The sequence below is a fragment of the Paenibacillus senegalimassiliensis genome (assembly GCF_001486585.1).
In the GTDB taxonomy this organism is placed as follows: domain Bacteria; phylum Bacillota; class Bacilli; order Paenibacillales; family Paenibacillaceae; genus Fontibacillus; species Fontibacillus senegalimassiliensis.
The window spans coordinates 445369-470164 of the sequence record NZ_LN909046.1; the positions used below are offsets into that span (position 1 = coordinate 445369).

A 24796-nucleotide genomic window follows, 5' to 3' on the forward strand; every position below is an offset into this window, starting at 1 on the left:
CCGGCGAAAGGGGGGAGACCCATGGATTTTGGACTGATTTTATTAACCATAGGCGTTTCATTTATCTTGGCTGTTATTTCGGCTCCGTTGATCATTCCGCTGCTAAGAAGATTAAAATTCGGGCAGCAGATTCGCGGAGAAGGGCCGGAAAGCCATCAGAAAAAGGCGGGTACGCCTACGATGGGCGGCATCATAATTCTACTTGCCTTTACGCTCTCGTATCTCAAATTTTCTGTAGTTAACACGGATTTCTACGTGCTTCTCGTCGCTGCATTAGGCTTTGGATTAATTGGTTTTCTGGATGATTACATCAAGATTATCTTTAAACGATCCTTGGGACTAACGCCCGCACAGAAAATGATCGGGCAGTTGCTGCTCGCCGGTATCATATGCGCTCTGTTGATTACGGAAGGTCACAGTACAGCAATCGGCATTCCAGGAACTCATATTTTCTTTGACTTTGGACCATGGTTCTATTATCCCTTTATAGTATTCATGCTTATTGCGGTCACGAATGCCGTTAACTTTACGGATGGCCTGGATGGCCTGTTATCTGGCGTTAGTGCGATCGCGCTGGGGGCATTTGCCGTCGTTGCGATGCAGGTCACTTCACTGCCTGCAGCGGTTTGCGCGGCAGCCATGATTGGAGCGGTGTTGGGCTTTCTCGTCTTCAATGCTCATCCGGCCAAGGTGTTTATGGGGGATACCGGTTCGCTTGGAATCGGTGGGGCGATTGGAGCCATTGCGATCATTACCAAAACCGAGCTGCTGTTTCTGGTCATCGGCGGCATCTTCGTTATTGAAATGTTGTCGGTTGTCATTCAGATCATATCGTTTAAAACCCGAGGTAAACGGGTATTTAAAATGAGTCCGATTCATCATCACTTTGAATTGTCGGGCTGGTCGGAGTGGCGCGTAGTGGTCACATTTTGGGCTGCTGGCCTGATATTGGCAGTGATCGGACTTTATTTGAACAAGGGGCTGTAATTGATGAAGCATCCAGACGAATACCGGGGGCGTGAGGTTGTCGTTCTCGGTCTGGCCAAGAGCGGCGTTCAGGTCGCCAAAACGTTGCATCGCCACGGCGCCGTCGTGACGGTCAACGACAAGAAGGAAAGGGAACAGTGTCCCGAAGCATCCGAACTGGAAGCTTTGGGAATTTCTGTTGTATGCGGCGGGCATCCAGATGGGCTAATCCATGAAGGTGTGGCCCTGGTGGTCAAGAATCCCGGAATTCCCTATACGGCTCCCCCTGTGGCTAAAGCGCAGGAATTGGGCCTTGAAGTAGTTACGGAAGTGGAAATTGCTTATCTACTCAGCCCGGCGCCGATCATCGGTATCACGGGCTCTAATGGCAAGACCACAACCACAACCTGGGTTGGACGCATGCTGGAAGCTGCGGGTTTGCATCCCATTGTAGCGGGCAATATTGGCACCCCGCTCTGTGAAGCGGCAGAGGCAGCAGATGCAAGCCACTGGCTGGTTGCGGAGCTTAGCAGCTTCCAGTTGAAGGGCACCGGACAGTTTCGTCCGGAAGTGGCGTGTCTGCTGAATATAGCCGAGACGCACCTGGACTACCACGGCACCATGGAGGATTATGTCTCTTCCAAGGCCAAGCTGTTCGCCAATCAACGGGAGACGGACAGGGCGGTTATCAATTGGGATGACCCTTCATGCCGGGAACTGGTGCCTTACCTTCGAGCGAGGCTCATTCCCTTCTCCATGACTGAGGAATTGCTAACCGAAGGCGTATATGTTCATCCGGCCTATGTGCAAGGGCAAGAGGACGGGCTGCCAAGAAGCATCATCTACCGAGATGCTAACGGTGAAGTGCAACATATCGTTAACGTAGAGGAAATTGCCTTGCCTGGCCGGTTCAATGTGGAGAATGCCCTGGCGGCCGCGGCGATTTCCATTGCGGCAGGAGCGTTGCCGGAGGCGTTGTCTGAGCCACTGCGCATGTTCCGGGGGGTAGAACACCGACTGGAATTCGTGGCCGAGAAGAACGAGGTTACATATTACAACAATTCCAAGGCAACTAATTCCAAAGCAACCTTGATGGCGCTGGATGCTCTGCATGAGGGGATTGTCCTGATTGCAGGTGGGCTGGACCGCGGGTCGGACTATATGGAACTGCTGCCGGCCTTCAAGGCGAAGGTGAAGGCTATCGTCGCCTTAGGGCAAACAAAGGAAAAAATCGCGCGCGTGTCTGAGCTGGCGGGTCTATCCCGCATCGTGCTGGTCGATAATGGAGACAGCGCCGCAGATACTTTGCGTGACGCGCTGAAGGAGGCGGCTGCCCTGGCGGAGCCGGGAGATATCGTATTGCTCTCACCGGCTTGCGCAAGTTGGGATATGTTCGCTTCCTATGAAGAGCGTGGACGCATTTTTAAAGAGGCGGTGCATACCCTTTAAGTAGGGGGGTGGAAAAGCCCCTACTTACTATTAAGAGGTGGCATCCACGATGGGCAAGGGCCGTACGACGCCGGATTTTTGGATGATGGTCAGCATACTCGGGCTGCTCGCCATCGGAATTGTGATGGTGTATAGCGCGGGTTCGGTACTCGCTTTCCATGATTACGGCGATTCCTTTTATTTTGTAAAACGGCAGCTATTGTTTGCTGTGCTGGGCTTGGCTGCCATGTTCTTCATGATGAACTTTGATTATCGGTTATTACGAAAATATGCAAAGATAGGCTTATTGTTATGTTTTGTGCTGCTCATCGCCGTGCTTATCCCTGGTATCGGCGTCGTTCGAGGTGGGGCAAGAAGCTGGCTTGGCATCAGTTCCTTTGGCATTCAGCCTTCCGAGTTTATGAAGCTGGGCATGATATTGTTTCTTTCCTATTGGCTCAGCAAGGAGGATTACAGAATCACTCACTTTACGAGAGGCCTGTTACCTCCTCTTGGCGTTATTGGACTTGCCTTTGGCCTAATCATGCTTCAACCCGACCTGGGCACCGGAACGGTGATGCTGGGGGCTGCGCTGCTGATCGTCTTTACGGCGGGAGCGCGTATCAGGCATTTGGCTGGCTTGGCGGCTATCGGAGCTCTGGGTTTTGCCGGCTTGATCCTTGCGGCGCCTTATCGGCTGCAGCGGATTACCGCATTCCTGGACCCTTGGTCTGACCCCTTGGGTGCAGGCTATCAAATTATTCAATCTTTGTACGCCATCGGCCCTGGGGGCTTGGCTGGCCTGGGACTCGGCATGAGTCGGCAGAAATACAGCTATGTCCCGGAACCGCAAACGGACTTTATCTTCTCCATTCTCACGGAAGAGTTGGGATTCATCGGTGGGCTGCTAGTGCTGCTGTTGTTCCTGATACTAGTCTGGAGAGGCATGAGGGTAGCCATGACGCTTGACGATGCATTCGGCAGTCTCCTGGCTGTTGGTATTGTCGGCATGGTAGCGGTTCAGGTCGTCATTAACATCGGTGTAGTCATTGGCATGATGCCAGTGACGGGTATTACGCTGCCGCTTATCAGCTATGGGGGGTCGTCTCTGACCCTGATGCTGACGGCGTTAGGTATTCTATTAAATTTATCCCGTTATGCGAGGTGAGACTATGCGCGTCGTACTGAGTGGCGGCGGTACCGGAGGACATATTTACCCGGCGCTCGCTGTTGCAAGCCAATGCGCTACGGAATTTCCCGGCTGTGAGTTTCTCTATATCGGTGGCCAGCGCGGGCTGGAAAGTTCGCTGGTACCGAAGCAGGATATTCCGTTTGAAGCAATCGATATTACCGGCTTCCGCAGGAAGCTGTCTTTGGATAATGTAAAAACAGTCATGCGGTTTCTCAAGGGGGTTCGCACCTCGAAAAAGCTGCTTCGCGAATTCAAGCCTGATGTGGTCATCGGGACAGGTGGCTATGTTTGCGGCCCGGTCGTGTATGCGGCGGCCAAGCTGGGCATTCCAAGTATCATTCACGAGCAGAATGCCGTTCCCGGTCTGACGAACCGTTTTCTAAGCAAATACGTCTCGGCAGTGGCCGTCAGCTTTGAGGATTCGGAATCTGCGTTTCCTGCTGCTCGCCGCGTCGTGTACACGGGGAATCCGCGGGCAACAACCGTATACGCAGCCGACAAGGCCAAAGGGTTCGAGACACTTGGCTTGCCCGCCAGCAGTTCCGTGGTGCTTGTCGTGGGCGGCAGCCGAGGAGCAAGGGCTATCAATGAGGCGATGATCGAGATGGCTCCGCTTCTGCGTAACTCTCCGCATTTGCAATACGTATACGTAACAGGCGAAAGTTATTATGCCTCGACGGTGGAGGCGATCCGGGCGAAGACAGGTGAGCTTCCTGCCAATCTGCGGGTGCTGCCGTATGTGCACAACATGCCTGAGGTATTGGCGTGCACCTCGCTGATCGTGAACCGTGCCGGGGCTTCTTTTTTGGCTGAAATTACGGCTTTGGGCATTCCGGCAATCCTGATTCCGTCACCGAACGTGACTAATAATCACCAAGAGAAGAACGCACGCTCGTTGGAGCGTTCTGGTGCGGCCAAGGTTATCCTGGAGCCGGAACTCTCCGGTTCCAGTCTGTACGCAGTGGTTGAACAGGTGATGGGCGATCACGCGCTGCAGGTGTCCATGTCTTCTGCCTCCCGTACCTTGGGCAAACCGGAGGCGGCGCGTCTGGTTGTGGAAGAAATGCAAAGGCTGCTTTGAAAAAAACGCACATCGGAAGCATAAGCCTCGGGACTGGGCGATTGTCACACTCTTTCCCGGGAAGGCATAAGATACTCTATACATCGTGACAAACCACACGGAGCCCGAAAGCAGGGAAATAGATGGCATCCATAGCCTGGGTGTCTGGCGCTTTTCCGCCATTCAAGTCAAGGAGGTTTTACGATGCAGCAGTGGTTATCGAAATTGGCCCGGCTGGAGGTCGGAGAGATATTACCCGATGAGCCGATGTCAAAACATACAACATGGAAAATTGGCGGTCCGGCAGACGCGATGATTGTTCCCCAGAACGTCCGGCAGTTGCAGGAATTGATTCGGCTGCTACATGAAGAGCAAATCCCGTGGATGACGGTGGGCAAAGGCTCTAATATGCTGGTGTCCGACAAAGGCATCCGTGGTTGCGTCATTCGGCTTGGCGGGGATCTGGAGAGCATAGCGATTGACGGTGCGGCAATCTCGGCTGGAGGCGGAGCCTCGTTCGTCCGATTAAGCGTGATGGCGGGCAAGGCGGGGCTGACGGGTCTGGAATTTGCCGGGGGCATCCCTGGCACGGTTGGCGGTGCCGTCTATATGAATGCAGGAGCTCACGGGTCGGATGTGTCACGAATATTCAAATCCGCTGACATTGTTCTGGAGACAGGTGAATTGGTAACTTATACCGCAAACGACATGAAGTTTGCCTACCGGCATTCCATCTTGCATGAACAGCGCGGCATCGTGGCTGAAGCCCGGTTGTCGCTGGCTGCCGGGGACAGGTTGGAGATTGCGGCAGCCATGGCGACGTACAAGGACCGACGGCGTAAAACTCAGCCGCTCACTCAGCCGTGTTGCGGCAGCGTCTTCCGTAATCCGCAGGGCGATCATGCAGCAAGGCTTATTGAAGCGGCGGGACTCAAGGGAATGAAGGTCGGCGGAGCCGAAGTATCTACGCTGCATGCCAATTTCATCGTCAATACCGGGCAAGCGACAGCAGAGGACGTTCTTGCGCTCATGGAGAAGATCAAGGCCGTGGTAGCCGATCAGTTCGGCGTAGCCCTGGTGCCGGAGGTTTTCTACGTGGGTGAACGGTAAACTCGGAGGTGATACATTGGACAAATTGGTGATTGAAGGCGGGAGACCCCTCTCAGGAACCATTCGTATCCATGGAGCGAAAAATGCTGCACTGCCGATTCTGGCGGCTAGTCTGCTGGCGGAAGGCAAAGTACAACTTCGAAATGTCCCCCGTCTGCTCGATATTGATGTCATGCTGGGCATTCTAGGCCGCTTGGGCTGCAGGACCGTCCACTTGGGGGAAACGGTCACCGTGGATACGGGAAGTGCGGATTCCAGCCACGTGCCGGAGGACCTGATGAAGCAGATGCGTTCCTCCATCTTCCTGATGGGACCTTTACTAGCCAGATTTGGCGAGGCGTGCATTTATCAGCCTGGAGGATGTGCGATCGGAGAGCGTAAAATTGATCTGCACTTGAAAGGGCTGGAGGCCCTGGGTGCCAAGATTGAAGAGTATGACCAACAGATCTGGTGCAGGGCAGGTAAACTGGTCGGTAGCGATATTCATCTGGATTTTCCAAGCGTGGGTGCTACGGAGAATATCATGATGGCCGCCGCACTGGCCGAAGGCACCACGATTTTGACCAACGCGGCCCGTGAGCCAGAGATTCAGGATTTACAGAACTTTCTTAACGCAATGGGCGCAAGTATTATGGGGGCAGGTACAGATACGATTACGATTCGTGGGGTAACGCGTCTTTACCCTTGCGATTATGAGGTCATTCCCGACCGCATTGTTGCTGGAACTGCCTTGCTTGCTGTCGCGGCGACACGTGGTAGTGTAACGCTGACCCATTGCAATCCGGCCCATCTGACCTCGCTTTTGCACGTGCTCAAGCGGTCCGGTGTTCAAATCGGAGCTTCCGATGATATAATAACGATAAGCAGCGCAGGTCGCCTCAAGGCGGTGGAGCGAATCGTAACTTCGCCTTATCCTTCTTTTCCTACGGACCTGCAGTCCCAGGTGATGGTGTTGCTGTCTTTATCAGACGGACTTAGCGTTATGAAAGAAACGGTGTTTGAAGGTAGATTCAAGCATGTTGATGAACTTGTTCGCATGGGTGCTGATATTTCGGTAGACTTGAACTCTGCGTTTATCCGCGGGGTACCCAGGCTTTACGGGGCTACTGTAGAGGCGACAGACTTGAGAGCCGGAGCCGCACTGGTCATCGCAGGCCTGGCGGCACAAGGCAAGACGGTTGTTGAACAGGTTCACCATATTGATCGTGGTTATGATCGGATTGAACATATGTTCCAGCGGCTTGGAGGCGCGGTGCATCGCGAAGCTCCCGCATTGAAGCTGGACCTTGCGTAGACGGTATGATGCATGGATGCCATGCCTTGGCCTGATCAGGGTCCCCTCCCTATGGAGGGGATACAGGGCTTTGTAATACTTATTCAGAAAGTTGCGGAGAAATGACATGCCAAAAGCTAATGTTCCTGTGTTGAAAACGCCGGTGCCGAAAAAGAAAGGCGGCCGGAAAATCAAGATCATTCTCATGCTGTTGTTCATCTCTTTGCTGTGTGTCCTGTTCTTCCGCTCGTCCTTAAGCAAGATATCGGTGATTACGTTTGAAGGCAACGAGTATATAACAAGTGGAGAGTTACTGCTGGCCAGTGGAGTAGAGGTCGGATCACCATTCTTCGCCGTCAGCTCTGATCATGTAGCTCAAAGGCTGGAAGAGATTCCGGCGGTGCAGCAGGCTACGGTGAACAAGACGTTCCCCGGCAATGTGAATGTGCTCATTGAGGAATATCCGATAGCGGCTTACCAGTTGACAGCCGATGGCACGTTGCAAGGGCTGCTGGCCAATGGGACGAAGGTTGAGCTTAAGAACGGCTCGATGCCGGTGGACAAGCCCATATTGACGGGCTGGGAAGCAGATGAGGTGACCTTGGCCAAGCTATGCCTGACTCTCTCCCAGATTCCGAGTGAGCTTACGGCGGATATTTCTGAAATTGTACCGTCTCCGACCTTGTCTTATCCGGACCGGATCAAGATGTACACCAGGTCCGGATTCGAGATCATTTCTGCGGTGTCTCTTCTGGCCAAAAAGGCCGGATATATGAACGAGATTTTACAGGTTCAGGACCCCGGAAGACTCACGATGCTGGACGCGGATTCCTACGTTCCGTACGAATCGCTGGAGAACGGCACTGACAGGGAAAATGATACTACTCATGAGTGAAAAACAATGTTAAAATACGTTTTATGGGCAGCTTGCCAGCCTCCCTCTTTTTTCTTCTGATTTTGCTTACAATACGTGTTCAAAAACCACTTACAAGGCAGGATCTGAGATTTGTAGATTTCAGGTACTTCATGCCTAGTTCTTTGTATAAAGTTGGAAGTCAAAAAATTTGTAGAAAAAAGAGGGAAAGATTGAATGGCGTTGAATATGTAGAGAGTGAATCCAACACGGCAAGTATATTTGATTGGGAAATAGGAGGTGCCAGGGGCTTGAGTAACAATGACATCATTGTTAGTTTGGACATCGGTACATCCAAAGTTCGTGCTATTATTGGGGAAATTAATAATGGAACCTTTAATATTATTGGGGTTGGGTCTGCCGACTCGGAAGGCATTCGAAAAGGTGCGATTGTAGATATTGACCAGACGGTACAATCGATTCGCAGTGCTGTGGATCATGCGGAACGGATGGTAGGTATTCAAATATCGGAAGTATATGTCGGCATTTCGGGAAATCATATCGGACTCCAAACGAGCCACGGGGTTGTAGCCGTACAAAATGAAGACCGGGAAATTGGTGAGGAGGATATCGACCGCGTTCTTAAAGCGGCCGAAGTCATTGCCTTGCCGCCGGAACGTGAAATTATCGATGTTGTAGCAAAACAATATGTAGTGGACGGGCTTGAGGGGATCTCTGATCCTCGCGGGATGATTGGAGTACGTCTGGAAGTTGAGGCGACCATCATTACCGGCGCCAAGACAGCGATTCATAATCTACTTCGTTGCGTGGAGAAATCCGGCTTGAAGGTGAAGGATCTCGTATTGCTGTCATTGGGCTCCGGCCAATTGGCTTTGTCCAAGGATGAGAAGACTATGGGCTCTGTGCTTGTGGATATTGGCGCTGGCTCTACCACGATCGCTGTATTTGAAAGCGGCACGATCGTATCGACATCCACGCTTCCGATTGGGGGAGAATTTATAACGAACGACATTGCCTACGGTCTCCGGACGTTAACGGATCAGGCGGAGAAGGCCAAGCTGAAATATGGCTGTGCTTCGATTGAGGATGCAGCGGCGGACGTGACCTTCAAGGTAACGCGTATCGGCAGCAATGTGGACAAGGAGTTTACGCAGGAGGATTTGGCTGCGATCGCGGAACCACGCGTGCAGGAAATTTTCCAACTGATTCATCAGGAAGTGAAGCGTCTTGGTTACGCGGAGCAGCCCGGAGGGTTCATACTCACCGGGGGGACGGCCTCGATGCCTGGATTGCTTAAGATTGCCCAGGAAGAGCTATCAGCGTCTGTACGTGTTGCGGTTCCCGATTATATCGGGGTTCGTGATCCTGCGTTCACAGGTGGGGTAGGCATCCTCTACAAGGTCATCAAGAATATTCGCGTGCGTAACAACACGGGGAGCCCCAAGAAGTCGGCTAACCGGACCAAATCTCCGGGGGCGCAAGAAGCCGCACGGAATAAGACAGGCCTGATGGAACGGCTAAAAAATATATTCAGCGAATTCATATAGTTGGTTCTGGGATGATAAACGGGCCATCCACGCACATTGAGGGGGAGATGGAAGAGTATGTTGGAATTTGATTTTGAAATGGAGAGCTTGGCTCAAATCAAGGTTATCGGAGTTGGCGGCGGTGGAAGCAATGCCGTCAACCGGATGATTGAAAATGGTGTACAAGGCGTAGAATTCATTACGGTGAATACAGATGCGCAAGCATTGCATCTGGCCAAATCCGAGCATAAATTGCAAATCGGAGACAAGCTTACGCGTGGACTCGGAGCCGGAGCCAATCCGGAGGTCGGCAAGAAGGCGGCTGAAGAATCCCGTGATTTGATTGCGAATACGTTGAAGGGTGCGGACATGGTGTTCGTTACCGCTGGAATGGGCGGTGGCACCGGTACGGGTGCTGCGCCGGTCATCGCTGAAATTGCCAGAGAGTGTGGAGCGCTGACGGTTGGGGTAGTTACGAGACCGTTTACGTTTGAAGGACGCAAGCGTTCTTCCCAGGCTGTACTGGGTATCGAAGCTTTGAAGGAAAAAGTGGACACGCTGATCGTTATTCCAAACGATCGCTTGCTTGAAATCGTGGACAAGAAGACACCGATGCTGGAAGCATTCCGTGAAGCGGATAATGTCTTGCGTCAGGCGGTACAAGGTATCTCTGATCTGATTGCCGTACCTGGCTTGATCAACTTGGACTTTGCTGACGTGAAGACGATCATGACGGAACGTGGATCGGCTTTGATGGGAATTGGACTGGCTACTGGCGAGAATCGTGCGGCTGAAGCAGCACGCAAAGCGATCATGAGTCCGTTGCTGGAGACTTCCATTGAAGGTGCTCGTGGCGTAATCATGAATATTACTGGCGGGGCGAACCTGTCGTTGTATGAGGTCAATGAGGCCGCTGAAATCGTTATTGCTGCTTCCGATCCGGAAGTAAATATGATTTTTGGTGCCATCATTGATGAGGATATGAAGGAAGAGATTAAGGTGACGGTCATTGCCACCGGATTCGAGCATAAGGATATGAGTCATCTGAACCGCAAACCGACAGCTACGGCTCCGGGTGCTCCAGGTACCTCAAGTGCTCCAAGTGCACCGGAATCCCAAGATAACCGTCAGGCTCCGTCGTTGAGACCTTTTGGAAACTCATCCAACAGTGATCAACTGGACATTCCGACATTTCTGCGCAATCGTTCCCGGAATAATAACGAGTAGATAGAAATTACCGTTTCGTCTTCCCCGAGACCTTGGCCCCCAGTGGGCTAAGGTCTTTTTTGCAATGATTTACCCCTCTAGATTTTCTCCACAGGAATTGGCTGGTTCCTCTTTCTTTACTATCTCTATCCTCGACAAAATTAGTGGCTTTTTGCTTGCAATTTTAGACAGACTTTATAAATGTTTCTCTTTATACTGATAAGCATCTCCCCAGGCAGGTGAATGCCGTTGATAGTCTATATCGATCTCATATTCGCTATGAACCTAGCCATAGATGCTTGTTTGTTGCTGGCTACGGCATGGCTACGCAAGCAGAGGGTTATTCTCTGGCGCGTCATTCTCTCGGCTGTGGTGGGAGCTTTATATGTGGTGATGATGTTTTTACCGGAACTGGATTTTATGTTTACTTTTCTGGTGAAGTTTCTTTTCTCTGTCATCATGCTGTGGGTCGCCTTCGGATTTGGAAGCTTACAAAATTATTTAAGAAATATGGGCGCGTTCTATATCGTTAACTTTGTGGCGGCCGGCGGTATTTTGGGCATTCATTATTTGCTGCAGGATAGCGGAGAAATCTGGAGCGGAATTTGGTATTCGGCTTCCGGGGGCCTTGGCTTCTCGTTGCAAATCGGCACGGTCTTTATGCTAGTATGCTTCTTCATTGTGTTGCTATGGTTCCGGCGAGTCATGGCCGCCAGGCAAAGGCAGGAGAGGATCAACACCTTTCTGGCGGAAGTCGAGGTGCATCTGGAGGGGCTGGTGGTTGCTTGTACAGGTCTGATTGATACAGGGAATCAGTTGTCCGATCCGCTTAGCGGCTTGCCGGTGATAGTGATGGAGGCGTCGTTGTGGGAAGAGGTTCTACCTGCTGCCTATCAGGGAAAGCTGGCTCATGAGCGAGCGGACAACCTCATTCTCGAATGGTCCGAGGCCGAGGCTTTTCCTTGGCCCCATCGGTTGCGCCTGGTTCCTTACCGGGGCGTAAACAGAAATGCCCAATTCATGCTGGCTCTAAAGCCGGATGAGGTAACAGTACGTTTGGAGGGGTGCGTGTACCGGTCCACACGTGTATTGATTGGTTGGGATGGCGGCCGTCTATCGGCAGAAGGTACTTATCGGGCTATTATTCATCCAGCCCTGGTTGAAACGGCGGAAGCGGGAGAGACGAGCGATTCTATGCTGAATGCCGTCAGCAAAACGGGAACGTAATATGGGAGGACAGAGGATATGCGTGTAAAGTGGAAAATGATGCTGCAACTTCAATACTACCGGTTACTGTTTCTTTTGGGACTAAAAAGCGAAGAAATCTATTATATCGGCGGAAGTGAAGCACTGCCGCCCCCACTGACGCGCGAAGAGGAGGAGTATCTGCTTCAGCGCCTTCCAGGCGGGGACTCAAGCATTCGGGCAATGTTGATTGAGCGTAATCTGCGTCTGGTCGTTTATATTGCTCGTAAGTTCGAGAACACAGGGATCAATATTGAGGACCTGGTGTCCATTGGAGCCATCGGTTTGATCAAGGCGGTAAACACCTTTGACCCGGAGAAGAAGATCAAACTGGCTACCTACGCCTCTCGTTGCATTGAAAATGAAATTTTGATGTACCTGCGGCGTAACAGCAAAATTCGTAGCGAGGTTTCTTTTGACGAGCCGCTTAATATCGACTGGGACGGCAATGAACTGCTGCTGTCAGACGTGCTTGGCACGGAGAATGATACGATTTATCGCAATATTGAGGAGCAGGTGGATCGGAAGCTCTTGCACAAGGCATTGGACAAATTAACCGAGCGGGAGCGAATGATCATGGAGCTGCGATTTGGCCTCGTAGATGGTGATGAGAAGACGCAAAAGGATGTGGCTGATCTGCTGGGCATTTCACAATCTTATATTTCCAGACTAGAAAAGCGTATCATTAAACGGCTGCGCAAGGAATTCAACAAGATGGTATAGCCGGAATAAAAATGCAGTCCGGGGAGATACTGATCATTAGTTTCTCCTTGGGAGGTTAAGACACGATGACCCGAAATAAAGTTGAGATTTGCGGCGTAGATACCGCCAAGTTACCTGTACTGACCAATGTGGAAATGCGAGAGCTGTTCCGCTCCTTGCAGCAGGACCACGTAAGATCCGCCAGAGAAAAGCTTGTCAATGGCAATCTGAGGCTCGTACTGAGTGTTATCCAGCGATTCAACAATCGCGGGGAATATGTGGACGACCTGTTCCAGGTCGGCTGTATCGGACTCATGAAAGCCATTGATAATTTTGACTTATCGCAAAACGTGAAATTCTCTACCTATGCGGTGCCGATGATTATCGGTGAAATCCGCCGGTACTTGCGGGACAACAACCCGATTCGGGTATCCCGTAGCTTGCGTGACATTGCTTATAAGGCTTTGCAAATGCGGGATAGCTTAACCAACCGCAATTCACGTGAGCCTACGATCTTTGAAATTTCCGAGGCGCTGGGGATACCGAAGGAAGACGTCGTATTTGCCTTGGACGCCATTCAGGACCCCGTCTCCTTGTTTGAACCGATTTATCATGATGGGGGCGACCCGATCTACGTCATGGATCAAATTAGTGATGACAGGAACAAAGATGTCTCCTGGATCGAGGAGATTGCACTTCGCGAAGCGATGCAGCGGTTAGGCAGACGTGAGAAGATGATCTTGTCCATGCGCTTCTTTGAGGGAAAGACGCAGATGGAGGTGGCCGACGAAATTGGCATCTCCCAGGCTCAGGTCTCCCGGCTTGAGAAGTCCGCCATTTTACAAATGCAGAAGCATGTGAAGTCGTAGAAGTTGAACCGGCCCCGTTAGGGGCCTTTTTCATGTTGAGGGAGGCAAAGGGTTGTGAACAAGGCCACACCGCAGGGGGCAATTTCTCTGTATCATGGAAGGGAGGGGTAAGCTCCGAACGTAATATGAAAGGGTGGAGGGCGAACAACATGAACTATTGCATAGGTGAGTTTTCTTCACTGCTGGGGATCTCCAGAGATACGCTGAGATTGTATGAGAAGCATGATATCGTCAAACCGATGAAAGACGAGAATAACAACTACCGTTATTTTAACGACCTGGATGCCCGGGATATGCTCATGAGCCGGTGGTACCGCAGCCTGCAAATTCCTTTGCAGGACGTAGCTCAATTGATTAAGGAGTCTCCATTGGAGATGATTCTTGATAGCGTAGAGGAGAGCAGAAGCCAACTGGCTGAAGAGATTCGCCGAAGTACCATGCTGCTGGGCAAGCTTGATGAGCTGGCCAAGCAAATTCAGGGCATCGAAGGTAATCTTCTGCAATGTAAGCTGAAGGGGAGACCTGGATTATACCGAATTCAACAGACCGACAAAAATAACTTGCTGGATACCAAAGGCACCGAGGGAGTTATCAATACGTTGATGGAGTGGTTGCCCTATACCTTCTATTGCTTTCGTATTGAGCGGGAAGTGTTCGTTTCGGAATCGTTCAGCCTGGATTATGGTTGGGGCCTGACGATCTCCGAGGAGGATGTCCGCTTATTAGATATTGAGCTGGAAGAAGGGATACTGGAATATATTCCGCCTTCCACTTGTTTGTCTGCAATCATTCTGTCACCTAATGAGGAACACTTTACGAAGGATGTTCTCCAATTCATGATAGATGCTCTGGAGGAGCAAGAGCTAGCTGTGGCTGGTGACGTAACCGGGAGGTTAATGCTGACCGAGAAGAGGGATGGGGCCAAGCGCTCCTACCTCGAGATCTTAATTCCTGTAGAGTAGGCTGACGATACCGATTTGATTTGAACGCCCTATTGACCTTGGTGTTGGACCAAGGTTTATGCTTTGAAGAGAAGCTCGTTTTTAGCTAGATATATGTGAAAATAATCACATTAGCAAGGCTTCAATAAGCAATAGGGGGAGAAAGGCAATGCGCAGCAAAGGAATGAACAAGGTGCTTCTGCTTACGATTTGCATGATACTGATCGTATCTGTGCTTAGCGGATGTATGGGCGGGAAGCAGGGTGAAGGAGATTCGAACTCCTCAGCGGCGTCCTCATTCAAGGCAGGTACCTACACGGGGGAAGCGGAAGGAAAAGATGGCACGATTAAAGTAGAAGTCACGATGGAGAAGGTTGATGAAATCAAGGATATCCAAATTGTAAGTCAGACGGAAACGGAAGGACTCGGGGACTCTGCCTTGAATAAAATGAAGGAGCAGATTTTGTCCCATCAAACGCTGGCTGTGGATGCTGTAAGTGGAGCCAGCTTGTCCAGTAACGCCTTGCTTAGTGCGGTGGAGGATGCCGTCAAGAAAGCAGGCGGTGATTTGACTGCCTTGAAGAGCGAGGGTGTTAAGAAGGCGGGCGAAGGTAAAACAGAGCAATTGCAGGCCGACGTCGTTGTGATTGGCGCAGGCGCTTCCGGTGTATCTGCAGCGGTTACGGCAGCAGACAAAGGAGCCAAGGTTGTTATTATCGAGAAAACAGCGGTCATAGGCGGTGCCAGCAACCTGTCTTGGGCGGGTAAATTTTATAATTCCTCAGCCGCGATAGAAGGTGGCTTGAAGGTCAATGTAGAGAAGGAAATTGCGGATTGGATCGTAAATAACCATTGGCGGGTAGATGCGGCCAGCTTGCGTCAATATGTCACTAAATCCGGTGATACTTATGATTGGCTAAAGAGCAAGGGATACGTGACTACGTTCATGAACTTTGGCGGAGAACAGCTTCATGTGCTTCCAGCTTATGAGACTCGCGAAGAAACGCTTCGCAACATGCTGGCCAGCTCTGTGGAGCAAGGCGGGGGACAGGTAATTACTGAAACGACGGCCAAGAAGCTTATTACGGATACCGAGGGTGTGGTAACCGGCGTCATCGCCGAGAAGGCAGACGGAACAACGCTAGAGATAACGGCTAAGAGTGTCGTTATGGCGACGGGCGGATATGCCGGTAATAAGGAAATGGTGAAGGAAGCCTTTGGCTTTGAAGGAGTCAACGGCGGGCTCGGGCAGAACATTGGCGAAGGCCTGGAAATGGCCTGGGAAGCAGGCGCCAAAGTGCCGGACAATTTCGGCGGACAGATGCTGCATCAAACGTTGGCAAGAGCAACAAGCAATTTGAAGAAGGAATATTCATCCTTTGAAGCGAGCTACCCGGTAATGCTTAGCTATTTACCGACGCTGATGAATGTGGGCCCATCGGGCGCTCGTTTCAGAGATGAAGCCACGACCTTGACGGCTGTAGCAGCGGCGAATACGAGTGCATTCAATGGGCCGTATCATCTGGTGGTTGTGTCGCAATCTCAGCTAAAAGCGCTGGAGACTCAAGGTATGAATGGCATTAAAGCGCCAAGTCTGCCGGGAATGCCGCCTGAATTCTATGCTGATTTTGCGGATCAATTCAAATTGGACACCCCATGGACGAATGTAGAAACGGTGTTCGAAGCGATGGTCAAGAACGGCGACGGCTACAAGGGGAATACGATTGAAGAACTGGCTCAAAATGCTGGAATGGATGTAGAAGTGTTCAAGGATGCATTTGAGCAATATACAGAAGCTACACAAAGCGGTGTGGACAGTGAATTTGGCAAGTCCAAGGAATATCTGCAACCTATGGGAGAAGGACCTTACTACGCTGTGATTGCCGAAATTAATAACCTGGGTTCTGTTGGCGGCTTGCTGGTCAATAGCAAATTCCAGGTACTCAATGACAAGCGGGTACCGGTCAAAGGCCTGTATGCAGTCGGTTTGGAATCCGAAGGAGTATTGTATAACGATACTTATGTGGGCAACGGCGTAGGTATTGGTTATTCCTTTACATCAGGTCGCCTTGGTGGCGAGAGTGCGGCAACTGGTGCATTAGGCAAATAGAGTTAGAGTCAGAATAATACAAGCAACAGAGACAGAGGAGCTGTGCCCCGGAACGATTAGCGTTCCGCCGGGCACAGCTCTTTCCCTTGCTTAGGCGCATGTACGCAAAATACGAGTCATATAGTAAAGGGACGGTGAATTCGCGGGAACGGGAGGCGTATGACATGGATAATGTGGTGAGGGCAAATATGAAAATTTCCGATTTTCAGACGAAGGATGTTATTAATGTGGTAGACGGCAAACGACTTGGTCATATTAGCGATTTGGAGTTGGACCTGCGGCAAGGGGTGATCGAGGCTATCGTCGTTCCTGCGGGGGCAAAATTTATGGGGTTGTTTGGTGGGGGCAGCGATCTGATTATTCCCTGGAGAAACATCGTTAAAATAGGTTCTGATGTGGTGCTGGTGAAGATGGAGGAGGCCAGGGAGCCAAGAGGGGGCGCCTACGATACTACGGTATATATCGACCGGGATGGAAAGGCCGAACGGCGGGTATAGAGGCGACCAGCCCCGACTTTATGGTAAACTGTCAAGAGGTAGTTCAAAAAGTCGTCTTCCCAGGACGAAGCGGCTCAAGGAGTAAATTCGACGTCGAATCTTGAATTCAGCCGGGCCTAGCATATGCTTCCGTAGTATGTTTCCTTCAGAAACATTTCAGTTGCTCACGTAGATCTGTCTACGCTCCGCTACTCAGTCCCTGACTTCATTCAACCTTCTTGATCCTGAAAACCCGATTTTTTGAACATATGATTGAAGAGGTAGTTCAAAAAGTCGTCTTCCCGGGACGAAGCTGTTCAAAACTCATAATCTAAATAACCTTGATCAGGAGATGGATGATGGAACCGTTTATTAGCAATCCTAATCATAAGCAGCCGGAGCGGTTTGAACTTGGCTCCTGGAGTTTATTAATTCCTGAACTGAGCGTGGGGTTCACCGGGAGGTCAGGCGGGGTCGGAGAGGCCCCCTATGACGGGTTGAATCTTGCTTACCATGTGGGAGATAATCCCGCCCATGTGCTGGAGAATCGCCGCCTTCTGGCCGAGGAACTTGGATTTGCTCCCGAGTCATGGACTTGCGGGGAGCAGGTTCACGGTACAAACATTGCTGTGGTGCGTGCAGGGGATGCTGGGCGAGGTTATCAGAGCCAGCAAGATGCCTTCCAGCAAACCGACGGACTAATCACCGATGTTCCCGGCGTATTGCTCACTTCCTTCTATGCGGATTGTGTTCCCCTCTATTTTGTAGACCCTGTGCAGCGGGTCGTCGGTCTGGCTCATGCTGGTTGGAAGGGAACAGTAGCGGGGATGGCAACCGCGATGGTGTCCAGAATGGAGCAGGAGTTCGGAAGTAGGCCGGCAAATATTCACGTAGCCATAGGGCCAAGCATTGGGGAATGCTGCTATGAAGTAGACGAGAAGGTTATGGCGCAGGCGCGCCTAGCGTTGCCCGAAGAGGGGGATACAACGGAACCTGCATGGTGCTCTCCCTCGGTCCATGAAGGAAAAACGATGCTGAACTTGAAAGAATTGAATCGAATCATTATGATTAAAGCAGGAATATTGCCGACTCATATCGAATGTACAACGTGGTGTACAAGCTGTCATCCGGAATTTTTCTTCTCCTACCGTAAGCAAAACGGTGTAACAGGAAGGATGGCAAGCTGGATTGGCATGAAAGAGAGGTGATCCTTTCGTTGTCGCTGAAGGAACAGATTAAGCTAGTGGAAGAGCGAATTCAGGCGGCTTGCGAGCGTAGCGGACGAAGACGCGAGGACGTGCACATTGTAGCCGTCACCAAATACGTGTCATCGGACTTAACCCGAGCGGTCCTGGAGGAAGGAATTACCCATATTGGAGAGAACCGCCCTCAGCACGCCTTGCCGAAGTGGGAAGCGCTTGGTGGACAAGGCGTATGGCATTTCATCGGCCATTTGCAGAGCAGAAAGGTCAAAGATGTCATCGGTAGATTTCAATATATTCATTCGCTAGACCGCATTTCGTTGGCGAGTGAACTGGAGAAGCGGGCCGAGGGGCTGGATACTACAGTCTCCGCCTTTGTGCAGGTCAATGTATCCGGGGAGGCCTCCAAGCAGGGGATTACGCCTGAAACAGCGGCGGATTTCTTGCGGGAGATGCAAGCTTATCCGCATATTAAGGTCATTGGACTCATGACGATGGCTCCGATTGAGGATGATCCGGAGCAGACGAGGCCCGTGTTCGGCAGGCTCCGCAAACTGCGTGACGAGTTGAACGATCTGGGCATCACGAATGAACCACTAACAGAACTGTCGATGGGGATGTCAGGTGATTTTGAAGTGGCGATTGAGGAAGGGGCAACATGGGTGCGCCTAGGGACCATTTTAGTGGGGAAAGGGGAAGAGATGACATGGGAGTCATGAACCGGTTTATGAATTATCTGGGGCTGCAGGAAGAAGAGGAAGTTGTGGAGCGCGAACGTTTCTCCGATACTGAGGATGATGCGGAACTTGAAACTCCAAGCTTTGAATCCCGTAAAAATCAGAGAGGAAATAACGTTGTGAGCATTCACTCCCAGAAGAATGTGAAGGTTATTCTCTATGAGCCTCGTTCATATGATGAGGCACAGGAAATTGCGGATCATTTGCGTTCGCACCGATCGGTAGTTGTCAATTTGCAACGGGTGCGCAATGATCAGGCTATGCGTATTATTGATTTTCTCAGTGGAACGATTTATGCGTTAAGCGGCAGCATTTCCAAGATAGGCGGAAATATCTTTCTATGTACGCCCGACACAGTTGAAATTGAGGGTGCCATTACGGAAATACTAACCGAGGATCCTGACTATAACAGAATGAGGTGAAGACTGCTTGATAGGGACTATCGATTCGATCGTACTACTGCTTTACAATATCTATTTCTACATGATTTTGGTCTATATCTTGATGTCTTGGGTTCCGAACGCTCGCGAGAGCTTCATTGGCGAATTGCTTGGAAAGCTGGTTGAACCTTACCTGGCTCCATTCCGGCGCTTTATTCCTCCGATTATGGGGGCCATTGACATTTCCCCGATCGTGGCCTTGTTCGTGTTGCGCCTGGCCGTTTACGGATTACTGAGCGTGCTGCACTTTATCATTATCAGGTAACGTGAATTCGATGCGAACAGAACTATATGAGCATTTCAGTCCGGAAGAACGTCCCTTCGTGGACCGGGCTTGGGAATGGGTTGTCAACGCAGGGGAATACCATGAGGTCAAGCGTAGCGATTTCCTTGATCCAAGACAGGGGTACATTCTGGAATCGCTCGCGAATCGTCACCCGGATGTGACGATTCGCCTGGATGGCGGCTATGAAGGTGCTGAACGCTGCCGGGCGCTAATAGCGCCTGATTATCGGGACCTTAGTGAAGAAGCGATGGGTATGAAGGTGCTGGCAGTTACTTCGGGAGACCAGAAGTTCCTTTCACTTCAGCATGGCGATTATTTGGGTTCGATTTTGGGCTTGGGACTCAAGCGGGACAAGATCGGTGATATCCATGTGCTGGAGGATGGCTGCCATGTAGTGATAGCTGAAGAGATTGCTCCATTTGTGGAGCTCCATCTTCGCCAAGTACACCGTGTGGGTGTAATGACGGATATTTTGGAGCTAAGCGAGCTAAGAAGGATAGAGAAGGAGCTAGAGCCGCTGGACTTGACGGTGGCTTCTTTACGGTTGGATGGCATTGCCAGCGACGTATTTAGGCTTAGCCGCACCAAGGTACTACTCCCGATTAAGGCGGGGCGCTGCCGGGTGAATTGGCGTGTTGAGGAGGACCCCTCCAAGCCGCTTAAGGTGGGAGATATCGTAGCTCTGCAAGGATTTGGTCGTTTTAAGGTACTTGAAGCAGATGGATTGACCAAAAAAGGGAGACATCGTGTCAAAATCGGTAAATTTGTGTGATTGGCTTTGCAGGAGATGCTAAGTTCTTGTCGAATAAGATAGTTCAAACTATCTATTGTCACATGGATATGGATAATGACCGCGTCTTCCCCATTGCGGGAAGTTCTCGAAAATTATAGGAGGTGGGGATCATGCCATTAACGCCGTTAGATATACATAACAAAGAGTTCTCCAGACGAATTCGCGGTTATGATGAAGATGAAGTCAATGAATTTCTTGATCAGGTTATTAAGGACTATGAAATTGTGATCCGTGAGAATAAAGAGCTTCATAATCAACTGCTTACGATACAGGAGAAGCTGGATCACTTCTCCAATATTGAAGAGACACTTAGCAAGACCATTATTGTGGCTCAGGAAGCCGCTGATGAAGTCAGAAATAATGCTAAGAAAGAAGCTCAGCTTATCGTGAAGGAAGCGGAGAAGAACGCTGACCGGATAGTGAATGAGTCGCTGGGCAAATCCCGCAAGGTGGCTCTGGAGGTTGAAGAGCTGAAGAAGCAAGCCTCCATCTACAGAGCGCGATTCCGGACATTAGTAGAAGCTCAGCTTGACCTGCTCGCAAGCGACGGCTGGGATACGCTGGATACGCGTGAGCAAGCCAGTGATAAGGGACGGGAAGTACCGGAGTTATATTAACTTGATACTGCAATTCATAAATGCCATTTGCCTTTCCGTGAGGAGCAGCAAATGGCATTTTGCTAGGCCTCATTGACATGAAAGCACCAATGCGTTATAACTATGTACATAATGTACTTGAATAGGTTACACATTTGATGATGGGAAGCAGTACACCGCGATTTTGTTCTCCAGAGAGTTGGCGATTTGCTGGAAGCCAACGTTCGAAGCGCGAGTGGAAGATCGTCCCGGAGAAGCCAAGCTGAAATGTGAAGTAAGCTTAGCCGGCTGTCGGCCGTTATACCGACCCCATATGAAGCGTATGGGATCAAGGTGTCATGTTCGCTTAAAGCACAGCGTCGTTTTTGTCAGGTGCTTTCTACGTTCATGGAACAAGGGTGGTAACGCGAGCCAGGTCTCGTCCCTTTTGGGGCGGGGCTTTTTTTGTTTTTTCTATGCAAACAAGCGAAAGGAAGCGAAAACATGAAAAAAGTGGATGTCAGAGAACATGCGCGTACGCGCGACCTGCGAATTTTGGATAAATGGAACCGGGAGGATACGTTCAAGCGGAGCATTGAGAACCGCAAGGACCGGCCGAATTTTGTATTTTACGAGGGTCCGCCTACGGCGAACGGCTTGCCGCACATCGGTCATGTGTTGGGACGTGTCATTAAGGATTTTGTCGGGCGCTACCAGACGATGAAGGGCTACCGGGTTGTTCGTAAAGCGGGCTGGGATACGCATGGCCTGCCGGTTGAGCTTGGGGTTGAGAAGGAACTGGGCATTTCCGGGAAGCAGGAGATTGAGAAATACGGCATTGAAGAGTTCGTCAAGAAATGTAAGGACAGCGTGTTTGGTTATGAGAAGCAATGGCGTGAATTCACCGAAGCCATTGCTTATTGGACAGACTTGGATGACCCTTACATTACGCTTAATAACAGCTATATCGAGAGCGTCTGGAATATCCTGGCGACCATTCATGATAAGGGATTGTTATATCGTGGGCACCGGGTCAGCCCTTATTGTCCTTGTTGTCAGACATCCTTGAGCTCCCATGAAGTCGCGCAGGGCTATGAGGATGTCAAGGACCTTAGTGCTACGGCCAAGTTCAAGCTGCAGGATACCGGCGAATATGTGCTGGCTTGGACCACAACTCCGTGGACATTACCGTCTCACGTAGCGCTGGCGATGAATCCGGAGATGGAATATGCCAAGGTACAGCAGGAAGATGGTGTGTACATTGTAGCCAAGAATCTGGTTGAGAAAGTAATGAAGGGCGACTACACCGTGTTGTCGACTCATCGTGGAGCCGAATTTATTGGCAAAACCTACACTCCACCATTTGGCTATATTAAAGCTGACAAAATCAACGTAATCGTAGGCGCTTCATTTGTTACGGATGCAAGCGGTACGGGGATCGTGCATATGGCACCGGCTCATGGCGAGGACGACTATCGCGTCTGTCGTGAGAATGGTATCAGCTTCGTCAGTGTGGTGAACGGTCAAGGCCGGTATACGGACGAGGTTACAGACTTTGCCGGACGCTTCGTGAAGGATTGCGACCTGGATATCGTGAAGATGCTGTCGGAGCAAGGTTTGCTATATAGCAAAGAGAAATACGAGCACAGCTATCCCTTCTGCTGGCGCTGCAAATCGCCGTTGCTCTACTACGCGATGGAGAGTTGGTTCATTGAGACGACCGCTGTTAAGGATCAGTTGATTGCCAACAACAATGCCGTTGAATGGTATCCCGGACATGTCCGTGAAGGGCGTTTTGGTAAATTCCTTGAAGAATTGGTCGATTGGAACATCAGCCGGAACCGTTATTGGGGGACGCCGCTTAATGTGTGGGTATGTTCGGATTGTGGAGAGCAGTTTGCGCCACACAGCTTGCAGGAGCTTCGCGAACATGCCGTAGGCGAGATCAGCGAGGATCTTGAGTTGCACAAGCCATACGTGGATGAAGTCAAGGTGCGTTGTCCGCATTGCGAGAGCGGAGTGATGACGCGTACAAGCGAAGTTATTGATGTGTGGTTCGACAGTGGTTCGATGCCGTTCGCGCAACATCATCATCCGTTTGAGAATGAGGAGACTTTCCAAGAGCAATACCCGGCAGACATGATTTGTGAAGGAATCGATCAGACGCGTGGCTGGTTCTACAGCCTGCTCGCTGTATCTACGTTATATACCGGCAAGGCACCGTACAAAGCCGTTATTGCTACAGGGCATGTGCTGGACGAGAACGGGCAGAAGATGTCCAAATCCAAGGGGAATGTTATCGACCCTTGGGAGATCATCAACGAGTTTGGTACGGATGCGTTCCGTTGGGCCTTGCTGTCCGATAGCGCACCTTGGAACAGCAAACGGTTCTCGAAGGGAATTGTGGGCGAGGCCAAATCGAAGGTAATCGATACGCTGGTCAATACCCATGCTTTCCTGACACTGTATGCAGGCATTGACGGCTACAAACCGGAAGAGCATCCGTATCGTCCGTCCAGCAATAAGCTGGATCGTTGGATCCTTTCACGGTTAAATAGTCTGATTCCTGTTATTGATAAGGGGCTTGCGGTTAATGATTATGTAAATGCTGCGCAAGCTATTGAAAGTTTCGTTGACGAATTGAGTAACTGGTATATTCGCCGTTCGCGCGACCGTTTCTGGGGAAGCGGTTTGGGTGAAGATAAAGTATCGGCCTATCAGACACTCATTCATGTATTACTGACTGTCTCGAAGCTGATCGCTCCGTTCGCGCCAATGATCGCCGAGGATATCTTTACGAATCTCGGTGGTGGGGAGAGCGTGCATTTGGCAGATTATCCAGAGCCGGATGAGGCCCTGATCAATTTGGAACTGGAGCAAGACATGGAAAGTGCGCGGCAAATTGTGGAGCTTGCTCGTAACGTCCGCAACGAGAGCGGTATCAAGACACGTCAGCCTTTATCTAGTTTGATCGTCTCCATGGATCGTCATTTTGCGGTTGAGGAATACGAGGAGATCATCAAGGAAGAAATCAATGTCAAAGCCATCGATATCGAACATAGCGACAGCGGCTTTGTTGATTTCACCCTGAAGCTTAATTTGAAGGTGGCGGGTAAGAAGTACGGCAAGAATGTCGGCTTTTTGCAGGGTTATCTGAAGGGGCTTGAAGCTGAGCAGACTCGGGAAATCGTAGATCGGGGGCAATTTTCCATTGTGTCTCCGTACGGCGAGGAGCTAATGGTTACGGCGGAAGAGTTGCTGATCGAAAAGCAGGCCAAACCGGGTTTTGCTTCAGCTTCGGGATATGGATTGACGGTGGCTCTCAATACGGATATCACTCCTGAATTAGAGCAGGAGGGTTGGGTTCGTGAAGTGGTGCGTGCCGTGCAGGATACTCGTAAGAAGCTGGATTTGGCCATCGAGAAGCGTGTCCAGCTCACCCTGGACGTAGATGATGAATTGAAGGCGGCTATTCAGGCCTTTGAACATGTATTGCGGGAGAATGTATTAGTTAATGAGCTTACCTTCGGGAAGGCGGAAGGTAAGCCGGAAACGGCCGATCTTGGCCAGAAGACAATTCAGATTTGGATTGATTAATGCTTAGCCTATAACGACGTGCTACGGTGCTGCATGGGTCTGTTTCAGGTGGAACATAATAATTGAGGTAGTTCAACAGTACGCAAATGAGCCCTGATTAATCTCTGCATGGTAGAGAGCCGGGCTCGTTTGCGCTAATCAGGGGAAAATCGTGCGGCCATTTATGGGGAGGGGAAGCTAATGACTCG

The 24796-nt window shown here is 50.7% G+C and carries 22 protein-coding genes and 1 other annotated feature; all 22 genes read left to right on the forward strand.

Going from position 1 to position 24796, the window contains the following annotated elements; genetic code table 11:
* The first annotated feature begins 21 nt into the window (after positions 1-21).
* The 22 genes from mraY (at position 22) to ileS (ending at position 24608) form a co-directional block, all read left to right on the forward strand.
* The gene (mraY, locus tag BN3279_RS16015) at positions 22-987 is read left to right on the forward strand and encodes a phospho-N-acetylmuramoyl-pentapeptide-transferase (protein WP_059052179.1); all 966 of its coding nucleotides are present in this window, start codon (positions 22-24) and stop codon (positions 985-987) included.
* A gap of 3 nt (positions 988-990) precedes the next feature.
* Complete coding sequence (murD, locus tag BN3279_RS16020) at positions 991-2415, forward strand: UDP-N-acetylmuramoyl-L-alanine--D-glutamate ligase (RefSeq protein ID WP_059052180.1); 1425 nt, start codon at positions 991-993, stop codon at positions 2413-2415.
* A gap of 49 nt (positions 2416-2464) precedes the next feature.
* Positions 2465-3562, forward strand: coding sequence for a stage V sporulation protein E (gene spoVE, locus BN3279_RS16025; protein ID WP_059052181.1), 1098 nt, complete (start codon positions 2465-2467; stop codon positions 3560-3562).
* Positions 3563-3566: 4 nt separating this feature from the next.
* Positions 3567-4667: an undecaprenyldiphospho-muramoylpentapeptide beta-N-acetylglucosaminyltransferase gene (gene murG / locus BN3279_RS16030; protein WP_059052182.1), complete on the forward strand. Its 1101-nt coding sequence runs from the start codon at positions 3567-3569 to the stop codon at positions 4665-4667.
* Between the two features lie 183 nt (positions 4668-4850).
* Positions 4851-5756, forward strand: a complete 906-nt coding sequence (gene murB, locus BN3279_RS16035; protein WP_059052183.1) for a UDP-N-acetylmuramate dehydrogenase — start codon at positions 4851-4853, stop codon at positions 5754-5756.
* A 16-nt stretch (positions 5757-5772) separates the two neighbouring features.
* A complete protein-coding gene (murA, locus tag BN3279_RS16040) occupies positions 5773-7050 on the forward strand; it encodes a UDP-N-acetylglucosamine 1-carboxyvinyltransferase (RefSeq protein WP_059054469.1) in 1278 nt (425 codons plus the stop codon).
* Between the two features lie 106 nt (positions 7051-7156).
* Positions 7157-7924 (forward strand): cell division protein FtsQ/DivIB, encoded by a 768-nt coding sequence (locus BN3279_RS16045; RefSeq protein ID WP_059052184.1) that lies wholly within the window; start codon positions 7157-7159, stop codon positions 7922-7924.
* A gap of 269 nt (positions 7925-8193) precedes the next feature.
* Complete coding sequence (gene ftsA, locus BN3279_RS16050) at positions 8194-9450, forward strand: cell division protein FtsA (protein WP_059054472.1); 1257 nt, start codon at positions 8194-8196, stop codon at positions 9448-9450.
* Between the two features lie 57 nt (positions 9451-9507).
* Positions 9508-10656: a cell division protein FtsZ gene (ftsZ, locus tag BN3279_RS16055; protein WP_059052185.1), complete on the forward strand. Its 1149-nt coding sequence runs from the start codon at positions 9508-9510 to the stop codon at positions 10654-10656.
* A gap of 228 nt (positions 10657-10884) precedes the next feature.
* Positions 10885-11862, forward strand: a complete 978-nt coding sequence (spoIIGA, locus tag BN3279_RS16060) for a sigma-E processing peptidase SpoIIGA (RefSeq protein WP_082673105.1) — start codon at positions 10885-10887, stop codon at positions 11860-11862.
* Between the two features lie 18 nt (positions 11863-11880).
* A complete protein-coding gene (gene sigE, locus BN3279_RS16065; RefSeq protein ID WP_018753244.1) occupies positions 11881-12603 on the forward strand; it encodes an RNA polymerase sporulation sigma factor SigE in 723 nt (240 codons plus the stop codon).
* Positions 12604-12668: 65 nt separating this feature from the next.
* Positions 12669-13451, forward strand: coding sequence for an RNA polymerase sporulation sigma factor SigG (gene sigG, locus BN3279_RS16070; RefSeq protein ID WP_059052187.1), 783 nt, complete (start codon positions 12669-12671; stop codon positions 13449-13451).
* Positions 13452-13600: 149 nt separating this feature from the next.
* Positions 13601-14413 (forward strand): MerR family transcriptional regulator, encoded by an 813-nt coding sequence (locus BN3279_RS16075; RefSeq protein ID WP_059052188.1) that lies wholly within the window; start codon positions 13601-13603, stop codon positions 14411-14413.
* A gap of 148 nt (positions 14414-14561) precedes the next feature.
* A complete protein-coding gene (locus tag BN3279_RS16080; RefSeq protein ID WP_059052189.1) occupies positions 14562-16502 on the forward strand; it encodes an FAD-binding protein in 1941 nt (646 codons plus the stop codon).
* 164 nt (positions 16503-16666) lie between these two features.
* Positions 16667-16999: a YlmC/YmxH family sporulation protein gene (locus BN3279_RS16085; RefSeq protein ID WP_059052190.1), complete on the forward strand. Its 333-nt coding sequence runs from the start codon at positions 16667-16669 to the stop codon at positions 16997-16999.
* Between the two features lie 338 nt (positions 17000-17337).
* Complete coding sequence (gene pgeF / locus BN3279_RS16090) at positions 17338-18186, forward strand: peptidoglycan editing factor PgeF (RefSeq protein WP_059052191.1); 849 nt, start codon at positions 17338-17340, stop codon at positions 18184-18186.
* Between the two features lie 8 nt (positions 18187-18194).
* Entirely contained in the window at positions 18195-18899 is a 705-nt protein-coding gene (locus BN3279_RS16095; RefSeq protein WP_059052192.1) for a YggS family pyridoxal phosphate-dependent enzyme, read from the forward strand.
* Entirely contained in the window at positions 18887-19339 is a 453-nt protein-coding gene (locus BN3279_RS16100) for a cell division protein SepF (protein ID WP_059052193.1), read from the forward strand. The genes BN3279_RS16095 and BN3279_RS16100 overlap by 13 nt, the downstream gene beginning before the upstream one ends.
* 7 nt (positions 19340-19346) lie before the next feature.
* Entirely contained in the window at positions 19347-19622 is a 276-nt protein-coding gene (locus tag BN3279_RS16105; RefSeq protein ID WP_082673106.1) for a YggT family protein, read from the forward strand.
* Between the two features lie 10 nt (positions 19623-19632).
* Positions 19633-20415: a YlmH family RNA-binding protein gene (locus BN3279_RS16110; RefSeq protein WP_059052194.1), complete on the forward strand. Its 783-nt coding sequence runs from the start codon at positions 19633-19635 to the stop codon at positions 20413-20415.
* 131 nt (positions 20416-20546) lie between these two features.
* A complete protein-coding gene (locus tag BN3279_RS16115) occupies positions 20547-21053 on the forward strand; it encodes a DivIVA domain-containing protein (RefSeq protein WP_059052195.1) in 507 nt (168 codons plus the stop codon).
* Positions 21054-21181: 128 nt separating this feature from the next.
* Positions 21182-21461, forward strand: a binding site (T-box leader).
* Between the two features lie 54 nt (positions 21462-21515).
* Complete coding sequence (gene ileS, locus BN3279_RS16120; protein ID WP_059052196.1) at positions 21516-24608, forward strand: isoleucine--tRNA ligase; 3093 nt, start codon at positions 21516-21518, stop codon at positions 24606-24608.
* Positions 24609-24796: the final 188 nt, after the last annotated feature.

Coding starts and splice junctions, on each gene's coding strand:
- sigE (WP_018753244.1), top strand. CDS start 11,881: ATGCGTGTAAAGTGGAAAATGATGCTGCAACTTCAATACTACCGGTTA.
- BN3279_RS16115 (WP_059052195.1), top strand. CDS start 20,547: ATGCCATTAACGCCGTTAGATATACATAACAAAGAGTTCTCCAGACGA.
- BN3279_RS16045 (WP_059052184.1), top strand. CDS start 7,157: ATGCCAAAAGCTAATGTTCCTGTGTTGAAAACGCCGGTGCCGAAAAAG.
- murD (WP_059052180.1), top strand. CDS start 991: ATGAAGCATCCAGACGAATACCGGGGGCGTGAGGTTGTCGTTCTCGGT.
- ileS (WP_059052196.1), top strand. CDS start 21,516: ATGAAAAAAGTGGATGTCAGAGAACATGCGCGTACGCGCGACCTGCGA.
- murG (WP_059052182.1), top strand. CDS start 3,567: ATGCGCGTCGTACTGAGTGGCGGCGGTACCGGAGGACATATTTACCCG.
- murB (WP_059052183.1), top strand. CDS start 4,851: ATGCAGCAGTGGTTATCGAAATTGGCCCGGCTGGAGGTCGGAGAGATA.
- BN3279_RS16075 (WP_059052188.1), top strand. CDS start 13,601: ATGAACTATTGCATAGGTGAGTTTTCTTCACTGCTGGGGATCTCCAGA.
- BN3279_RS16085 (WP_059052190.1), top strand. CDS start 16,667: ATGGATAATGTGGTGAGGGCAAATATGAAAATTTCCGATTTTCAGACG.
- BN3279_RS16080 (WP_059052189.1), top strand. CDS start 14,562: ATGCGCAGCAAAGGAATGAACAAGGTGCTTCTGCTTACGATTTGCATG.
- mraY (WP_059052179.1), top strand. CDS start 22: ATGGATTTTGGACTGATTTTATTAACCATAGGCGTTTCATTTATCTTG.
- BN3279_RS16100 (WP_059052193.1), top strand. CDS start 18,887: ATGGGAGTCATGAACCGGTTTATGAATTATCTGGGGCTGCAGGAAGAA.
- sigG (WP_059052187.1), top strand. CDS start 12,669: ATGACCCGAAATAAAGTTGAGATTTGCGGCGTAGATACCGCCAAGTTA.
- BN3279_RS16110 (WP_059052194.1), top strand. CDS start 19,633: ATGCGAACAGAACTATATGAGCATTTCAGTCCGGAAGAACGTCCCTTC.
- spoVE (WP_059052181.1), top strand. CDS start 2,465: ATGGGCAAGGGCCGTACGACGCCGGATTTTTGGATGATGGTCAGCATA.
- pgeF (WP_059052191.1), top strand. CDS start 17,338: ATGGAACCGTTTATTAGCAATCCTAATCATAAGCAGCCGGAGCGGTTT.
- ftsZ (WP_059052185.1), top strand. CDS start 9,508: ATGTTGGAATTTGATTTTGAAATGGAGAGCTTGGCTCAAATCAAGGTT.